Genomic DNA, 8932 nt, shown 5'->3' with positions numbered 1-8932 from the left:
GCGTGGACGGCACGCTCACTGTCTTGCCGACTCCGCCGACAATGGGAACTTGGACGCAAATTCAGGTCACGAATCCAAACACTGCCCCTGCCGTCGCCACGGCCATCATCAACGAAGGCATCGGTCACATGCTACTGTTGCCTGATGGCTCCGTGATGGCCCAAGGCGGCTCCGACTTTCCGACACCCGATTGGTTCAAACTCACTCCGGATGCGACCGGCAACTATGCCAACGGGACTTGGACGCAATTGGCGTCGATGAACACCGGTCGCCTGTTTTATGGATCCGTCGTTATGCAGGACGGACGAGTGATGGTTCTCGGTGGCGAGTTTTCGTTCAATCAATCAGAGGATCCGACCGGCGAGATTTACGATCCGGCGACAAACACCTGGACTCCGACGGCGCCGTTCCCGGTGCCTCTCTTTGATCCCAGCATCCAGTCGCAGAATCCACCGGTAGCACAAAGGTTTGGCGATTCAACACTGGAACTGATGAGCGACGGCACGGTTCTGGCCGCATCCACCACCGTTCCGTTAGTCCTCCCTGGCTCTCTGTTTGGAACGACCCACAGCCCGTCTTTCCGCTACGACCCGGTCGCCAACCTTTGGACACAGGACGCCACTCCTCTCAACAGCGACAGTGCGAACGAAGAAGGTTGGACAAAGCTCCCCGATGGGAGCATCTTGGCCGTCGAAATCTTTGGGACACATCCCGGCGATGCGGAGCGACTGGTTTTCGGCGATACTCCCGCAGCCGATCGATGGGTGCCCGCCGGGCACGTGCCCGTGGACCTGTTCACCAGCACCAACCTCACGATCCCCTTTGTCCCAAACTTTGGATTTGCGGAACTTGGGCCGGGAACGCTTTTGCCGGATGGGCGCGTTTTTTATATCGGCGCCACCAGCAACACGGCGATTTATACTCCGCCGACGCCCGGCAATCCTACCGGCAGTTGGGCCGCAGGGCCCGTCATTCCCGGCGGTCTGGGCGTGAACGATGGCGCCGCGGCGGTCCTGACAAACGGCCGCGTTTTATTTGCGGCCGGCGATACGCCTCTGTTCGCCGGCGGGACAAAGTTCTTCGAGTACGATCCGGTCACCAATACGATCAATCCCGTCATTAACCCTCCGACGACTCCGGCTAACTTCGAGGTGACGAATCCGGGCCAGTTCAACGTCATGATGACACTTCCCAGCGGTCAAATCATGATGACCGACTTGGATCGTGGGCAACTCCGAGTTCCGATTTCATCATCGATCCAACCGGGTATTTTTCTTTACACGCCATCCGGCACGCCGCAAGATTCGTGGCGGCCGACGATTTCCGACATTGAACTCACGGGCACTGACGCAAACAACAACAACGTCTATACGCTGACCGGCACGCAAATCAACGGCCTCAACGAAGGCGCCTATTACGGCGACGACCACCAGCAGGCGACGAACTATCCCCTTGTTCAATTGACCGCCATGAACGGCAATATCGTCTATGCGCAGACGTCCAATTGGAGCAGCGCCTGGGTGGCCACGGGAGCGACTCCGGAAACCGTCGATTTCACACTACCCGGCGGAATGACTATCGACGACTTTGTGTCGCTGAAGGTTATCGCCAATGGCATCGCCAGCCTGCCAACCAGCCAGATCATCACGCTTGGCGTCAGCACACCGGCCGAGAGCGTCACCATCATCGTCGATCCGGCGAACGCCGCCTTGGTGGACATTCTCAATGGCGCTACGCTCATTGCGACCCATCCCAACAATCCGAATTCCGGCGCGATCAATATCGTCGGTGACGCCAACGACAACACGTTGACCATCGACGAGACCAACGGGATCGTCAATGTGCCGATCACGTTTGACGGCGGCGGGGCGGCCACGATCCCTCCCGGCGATCAGTTCTTCGTGACCGGCGGCCCCGGCAACGACAATCTCGTCATCACGCCCACGAGCGCCACCACCGCCAGCATCACGGACAACGGCTCGGCGCCCTATTCCTTCACGAACATTCAGCAGTTCTCGTTCGACGGCGCCGGCGGCACGAACGCCGCGGCCGTGCTCGACACGCTCGGCAGCGCCTCGATGGACGTTAGCAACTCGACGGTGGACTACAACGGCGGCACGCCCTTCACGTTCGCCAATACCCAAACTTTGCACGTTGAAGACAACGCAAAGTTCGGCAACGACACGATCAACGTGATCGCCACCTCGATTGTTACCACCGTCGGCAGCACCAGCGGCGCCGGCGGCGACACGATCAACGTCGGTTCCGATGCGCCCGCGAATCAGTTTGGCGTCCTGGCAAGCATCGTGGCGCCGCTGATCGTGGCCCCCGGCGCGGGGAATAACACGCTTGTGGCCTGCGACGCCGGGTCGTTCACCGCGGGCCTGACCATGACGCTCACGAGCACCCAAATCGCTGCCAACGACATGCCGACTCCGATCGGTTATTCGCAGGGCGCCGGCACGTTGAACGTCGTCTTGGACGGCTCCATCGGATTGGCGACGACGTTTGACGTCGTCAGCACTTTGCCGGCCTTGAACAGCGTCACCTTGAACGGCGGCGACGTCGACGGCAACATATTCAACCTTGACTCTAGTTCCGGGTTCAATAGCGGGACATTGAGTAGCCTGCCCTCCGCCATCACGGTCGTCGGGGGAGGCGGCGCCGGCAATCTGCTCGAGATCAACGACCACGGTTCGACCGGCTCCTATAGCTACAACGTCACCGATACGACCGTTTCGTACGATCGCGCCAACTCGCCTCCGCCGGCGACGTTTGGCGGCGTCACCTATTCCGGCATCGCTTCCCTGCAACTCGACGCCACCGAGCAGCCGAACACGTTTACGGTGGCCCCCAGCTTCACGACCGTGTATACGATCAACGGCTACGGACCCGAATTGACCGTTCCCGGCCCCGTCGGCGACGCGCTGGCAATTTCCACGCTCAATGTGTCGGGACCGGTTACGAACAATGCCACGCCGGAAGCCGGCTTTCCTGCCTCGTTTGACGGAAACTTCACGTTTGCCGATGGGCACATGCAGGTGAATTACACCGATATCGAATCATTCCCCACGCCGGTCCTGAATATCCCGATTTTGGCCTATGCACCGGATGCCGGCCCGAACAGCCAGCCGCTGGTCAAGGTCGTCGATGCGCGAACCGGCCAACTGATCTCTTCGTTCCTGGCGTTTGCGCCGAGCTACACGGGCGGGGTTAGCGTCGCCGTCGGATTTTTCGACGGCACGGGACAACCGGAGATCGCTGTCGCTCCGGGAAAGAACCATTCACCCACGGTCGAGGTGTTCGATCCGTTCGGCAACCTCCTGTTCCAGTTCCAGGCCTACGCCGCGAACTTCGTCAACGGCATTTCCATCGCGACTGGTAACGTTGAAAACCTTTTTAACGGCAGCCACGAAATCGACGACATCGTCACCGCCCCGACCCGCGGCGTCTCCGACATCCGCGTTTTTCACAATCAGTTCACGACCGTCCCCGCGACGCCAATGATCCTGCTGCGGGAGTTCACCGCTTGGAGCCCGACATTCATCGGCGGCTCGACAGTCGCCGTGGCCCATTTGAAACCGAGCGTCCCCGGAAGCTGGGCCGACATCATCGTCGGCTCCGGTTCGGGCATGGCCGGAACCATCAATGCATATGACGTGACGATCAACAAGAAGACCTACGTCCCCTTCGAGAGCTTCGTGCCATTCGGAACGGCATTCCGCGGCGGCGTCAACGTCTCGGCGATCGATCCACAGCTCAACAGCAATGTGACGGTTCCTACGATCGTGGCCAGTCAAGGGCCGATGGGCACGAATCAGGTATCGGTGCTCAACGGGATCACCGGCGCGGTGCAATATCACGCGACCTTCGGAGGCAATCTGGGCGTGCGCACGGCGGCCAAAGTGGTCGGCGGCCGGTTGTATGTCTACGCCGCTCCGGGCACCAATGCGCCCCCGTCGTCGATCAAGCAAATCGATCCAAACGCCGCCTCGATCATCGACTTCATCCTTGAATTCGATCCGGAGTTCAAGAAGATGTTCTTGGGCTAAGGGGCGGGGGTCGGACGTTGGAGATCAGAAGTCGGATTGTTGGAGTTCAGCCTTCAGGCTGCCACAGGCCGTTGAAGCCCGAACCCCAACAGTCGCTCGCCAGCCGGAAATCGATCGTTAGCCGGTTCGCTTGCGAACCGGAATCTAAGGAATCCAAGGCGGCGCATTCTGCGCAATTTCTCCATCACCGCGCGCGGTGGTATCAATCGTGCCGCGCGTTCCGGTTTTCCGGACTTTTCCGATTGAGTTAATTCGCCGTTTATTCCGATGAAAGCGGTGGTAAGCCCTCTCGGCGGCCCCGGCAGAGCGATTGGCTCCGCTCGCGGTCGTCCGACCGTGTTTATCGCGACCCAGATTTCGCACGAGTTTGCAGCACGTCTGTCGCGGCATTCGCCCCGCACACGGAGATCCGCCATGAAGGTTTTGCAGTTGGCCTTTGCCGGCGCCCTGTTGGCAGCCTTATCCTGTAACGCGCTTGCCCAAGAGGGAATGTATGGCAATGCCGCGGGGATGCCCGGCGCCTACGCCGGCGGACCCTCGATGGGTTACCCGCAGGCCATGCCGTCGCAATCGGGCTACTATGGCCAGCCCATGCCCTCTCAAATGGGCGGCATGCCGGCCAGCGCGCAGCAGATGGCCTACATGCAGGCAGCGGGTTATCCGCAAGCGATGCCGGCCGGCTATAACATGATGCCGCCCGGCGATGCCCAACAGGCGCTTTACGGCCCGGCGACGCCAATGAACGGCGATCCGCTTCCTATGAACGGCGGCGACGGCGCAGCCGGATATGGACCAGGTTGCGGCTGCGGCTGCGGTCCGAATCAGGCCCAGTGCTACGACGACGAGACCACGCATTACGCTTACGGCTCGGCGGAGGTATTCTACGCCCGCCGCAACAACAGCGTCATCAAGCAACCCACCATCATCGACACCAACACGGGCTTGCCCGCCGCCGGCACGGCCGACACGGAATTTCGATATCTGCCGGGGATCAAAGCCGCCGCCGGCTATATGTTCAAGAGTGGCATCGGCGTGGAAACCGACTTTTGGGGCCAATGGGGCTTCGCCAGTCGAAAGACAATCAACGGCGCCGACAACCTTTCGCTTCCGGGCGATCTGGGGCTCTCGTCGGCCAATCTCTTCGACGTCGATCAGATCACCGAAACGTACAGCAGCCACATCAACAACTATGAAATCAACTTCGTGTTTCCCTACGCCAGCATCCAGTATCTGGCCGGCTTCCGCTACCTGACGGTCGATGAACGCTTCGACATCAGCACCTTCAGCAACACGACCGGCTCGGGCGATTACCAGATCATCACTCGCAATCGCATGTACGGCGGACAACTTGGCGCCCGCGGGCAATGGCAGATCGAGCGCTTCGTCTTGGACGTTGAGGCCAAGGCGGGCGTCTTCGCCAACGCGGCCCACCAAGACCAGAACGTCGTCGATGCCACCGGCTTCCCGCTACGCACCGCCAGCGGAGACGAGCGCGTTCCGTCCTTCGTCGGCGAGTTGAGCAGCTATCTCTTCATTCCGATGGGCTCCCACTTCACCGGCCGGCTCGGGTACACCGCGGTCTGGATCGACGAACTCGCGCTCGCCCCGGATCAGCTCGATTTCACCGACACGGCCACGAGCGGCACGGGCATCAACGCCCGCCGCGGCATGCTGATCCACGGCTTCAACGCCGGCCTGGAAGCTCGCTGGTAAGCCGGGAAGGTTGACGCACGGTGTTGAGGGAGCGTCGCCGCCGTGGAAGTTCGTCGGCTTCCGGAAGCGCCCGTGCTGGACGACCGCACCGACGCGCGTTAGCTTGGTAATCGCGATCCGAGGCTGGATTCGCGAGAACTCAGTCAACCCGCACAGACACGAGGCCCATCGATGAAACGCTTGCTTTTCTTCTTTCGCTCGGTGACGAACACGGTTGCGGTGGTTTGGACGGTGCTATTTGCTTCGGGAGCGGCGATCCAGGCCGCGGAATTGAAGGTCGGCGACGAAGCTCCCCCGTTTTCGCTGAAGGGTTCAGACGGCAAGACGTATTCGCTCAAGGATTTCGCCGGCAAGCAGGCAGTCGTGCTGGCCTGGTTCCCGAAGGCCTTCACCGGCGGCTGCACGAAGGAGTGCAAGAATCTTCAAGCCGACAGCAACCTGATCAAGAAATACGATGTGGCCTACTTCACGGTCAGCGTCGATTCGCCCGAGCAAGACGCAAAGTTCGCGGAGTCGCTCAGCGTGAAGGACTATGCGATCCTGGCCGACCCGACCCGCGAGGTGGCCAAGGCTTACGGCGTGTTGAAGAGCGAGAACGGCGTCGCGAATCGATGGACGTTTTACATCAGCAAGGATGGCCGGATCATGGCGATCGACAAAAAGGTAATGGTCGATTCGCACGCCCGCGACGTGGCGACCAAGCTGAAAGAACTGGGCGTCGTAGAGAAGTAAGAAAGCGGTACGTGCGTCAAGTCCGCGCAGACGCACCGAGGGCCGCCGGTGCGTCTTCGCTTCGCTCGACACACCCTACGTTGCTTTGGTCAATCGGCTTTGCCCGTACTGATCAGCTGGTCGAACTCCGCTTCGTTCAGCACCTTGATGCCGAGCTTCTGGGCCTTGTCGAGCTTGCTGCCGGCGTTTTCGCCCGCCACGACGTAATCCGTGTTCTTGGAAACGCTCGACGTGGCCCGGCCGCCGTGCGTGGCGATCAGTTCCTCGATTTCGTCGCGCTTGTATTTCTCCAGCGTGCCCGTGACGACGAGATTCTTGCCTGCGAGCGGGCCTTCTTGCGCGGTGGCCGCCGCGGCCTTCTTCGGCGCCGTCATGTCCATTCCCGATTGCTTGAGATCGCGGATCGTCTCCTTGCCGAAATCGCCGTGCACGAACTCATGCACGCTCTTGGCGATGACGGGGCCAATTTCCATGACTTCGCTCAATTCGTCGACCGACGCAGCTTGCAGCTCCTCGATCGAGCCGAAGTGCTCCGCAAGCACGGCGGCCACGCGATTGCCGACGTGCCGGATCGAGAGCGCGTTCAGGAGCCGCGCCAATCCGCGCGACTTGCTCGCCTCGATTTGCTTGAGAAGGTTCTCGGCAGACTTCTTTCCCATTCGCTCCAGCTCGGCAAGCTGCTCGAAGGTGAGCCGATAAAGGTCGCCGTAGCGCGTCACCAGGCGGTCGGCGACCAATTGCTCGACCAGTTTGTCTCCCAGCCCCTCGATATCCATCGCGTTCCGTGTGGCGTAGTAGCGGATTCGCTCGCGAAGCTGAGCGGGGCACTGCGGATTCGGGCAGCGGATGTAGACGCCCCCTTCGTCCTTGACCAGCTTCGTATCGCACTCGGGGCAGCGCGCGGGAAACTTGAATTGCTTCAGCTCGCCGCGCCGCTCGTGCTTCTCGACGCGGACGACGTGCGGAATCACCTTGCCCGCCTTTTCCACGACCACCACGTCGCCGATCCGGACGTCCTTACGCTCGATCTCGTCGGCGTTGTGGAGGCTCGCGCGGCGGACGACCGTGCCCGCCAGCTCGATCGGCTCGAGATCGGCCACGGGCGTGATGGTGCCTGTCTTGCCGACTTGCACGCGGATATCGATCAGCCGCGTCGCCCCTTCGAACTTCTCGAATTTGTAGGCGATCAGCCAGCGCGGGCTTTTCGACGTGCTCCCCAGCCGCTCGCGCTGGTCGATGCGGTTGACCTTGAGCACCAGCCCATCCACCTCGAAATCCAGCTCGTGCAGCCCCTCGATCATTTCATCGCAATGGGCGACCGCATCGGCGAACGAATCGCAGCACTCGACGCCCGGCGTCGGCGTCAGGCCGCGGCGGCGGATCTCTTCGAGAAACTCCATGTGAGTGGCGGGGGAAAAACCCTCGGTGTGGCCGACGCCGTGGCAAAGCAGGCGCAGCCCCCGCTCGGCGACGATCTTTGGGTCGAGCACGCGGATCGTTCCCGCGGCGACGTTCCGCGTGTTGGCCAGCGGGCGCAATCCCTTCGCCTTCTGCTGCTCGTTGAGCCGCACGAGGTCGGAATTCGTCATGTAGACCTCGCCGCGCAGCTCCAGCACCGCCGGCGGATTCTTGCCCGCGAGCGTCAGCGGGACGTTTTTAACCTTGCGGATATTGTGCGTGATGTCGTCCCCCACCCGGCCATTGCCGCGCGTTGCCCCTTGCACGAGCCGGCCATGCTCGTACGTAACCGAGACCGCCACGCCATCGACCTTGTATTCGACAACCCATTCGATCTTCTCGCCCGGAAGCAGCTTTTCGATCCGCTGGCCGTACTTCTTCAATTCGTCGAGGCTGTAGGTATTCTCGATCGACAGCATCGGAATCCGATGCGTCACCTGCGGTAGCTCGGTGACCGGCTGATCGCCGAGCCGCTGCGTCGGGCTGTCGGGCGTGACAAGCTCTGGACGCTCGGCTTCGAACTTTTTGAGCCGCGCGATCAGTCGATCGTACTCGACGTCGCTGATCTCAGGCGCCGCATCGACATAGTACTTCCGATCGTGATGGCGAATCTCCTCGCGAAGCTGCTCGATCTGTCGGGCGGTGTCAGACAAGGATGGGGCTCGGGACTCGGGAGTCGGGGTTCGGAACGTACGAGCGGCGCGACGCGCGGAAGGCGCGGAAGCATATTGTAAACGATCGGGTGGCACTGGCCGAGCGGGTGTGGCACTGGCCAGCGGGGCGCCCTCTGGGCCCGGCCAGTGCCGGGCCGCGAGTCGACAAGGGCCACGCTGGGGGCCATTCGCACAAACTCAATTTGGCGGGCGGGAAATCTGCTCGCTTCGCCCCCCTTTCTCTGTCACACTTGGGGGGAATTGCCGGGTAATAGTGTGGGAGATTAGCCAATGCCACCCACGGCGACCGATTCACACGAGACG

At 61.4% G+C, this 8932-nt stretch carries 4 protein-coding genes; 3 read left to right on the top strand and 1 reads right to left on the bottom strand.

Features of this window, described 5'->3' with window-relative positions:
* The first annotated feature begins 41 nt into the window (after nt 1–41).
* The 3 genes from VGY55_21145 (at nt 42) to VGY55_21135 (ending at nt 6497) form a co-directional block, all read left to right on the top strand.
* Nucleotides 42–4052, top strand: coding sequence for a kelch repeat-containing protein (locus VGY55_21145; protein ID HEV2972492.1), 4011 nt, complete (start codon nt 42–44; stop codon nt 4050–4052).
* A 414-nt stretch (nt 4053–4466) separates the two neighbouring features.
* Complete coding sequence (locus VGY55_21140) at nt 4467–5765, top strand: BBP7 family outer membrane beta-barrel protein (GenBank protein ID HEV2972491.1); 1299 nt, start codon at nt 4467–4469, stop codon at nt 5763–5765.
* Nucleotides 5766–5936: 171 nt separating this feature from the next.
* On the top strand, nt 5937–6497 hold the full coding sequence (locus VGY55_21135) for a peroxiredoxin (GenBank protein ID HEV2972490.1): 561 nt from the start codon (nt 5937–5939) through the stop codon (nt 6495–6497).
* Between the two features lie 89 nt (nt 6498–6586).
* Here VGY55_21135 and ligA read toward each other — a convergent pair whose 3' ends face one another.
* Nucleotides 6587–8608 carry an NAD-dependent DNA ligase LigA gene (gene ligA, locus VGY55_21130; GenBank protein HEV2972489.1) on the bottom strand — a complete coding sequence of 674 codons (2022 nt, stop codon included), beginning with the start codon at nt 8606–8608 and terminating at the stop codon, nt 6587–6589.
* Between the last annotated feature and the right edge of the window lie 324 nt (nt 8609–8932).

This window comes from Pirellulales bacterium, from assembly GCA_035939775.1.
Taxonomy (GTDB): Bacteria; Planctomycetota; Planctomycetia; order Pirellulales; family DATAWG01; genus DASZFO01.
Note: the sequence above shows the minus strand (reverse complement) of the source record. Positions and strands in the feature narration are given on the sequence as shown.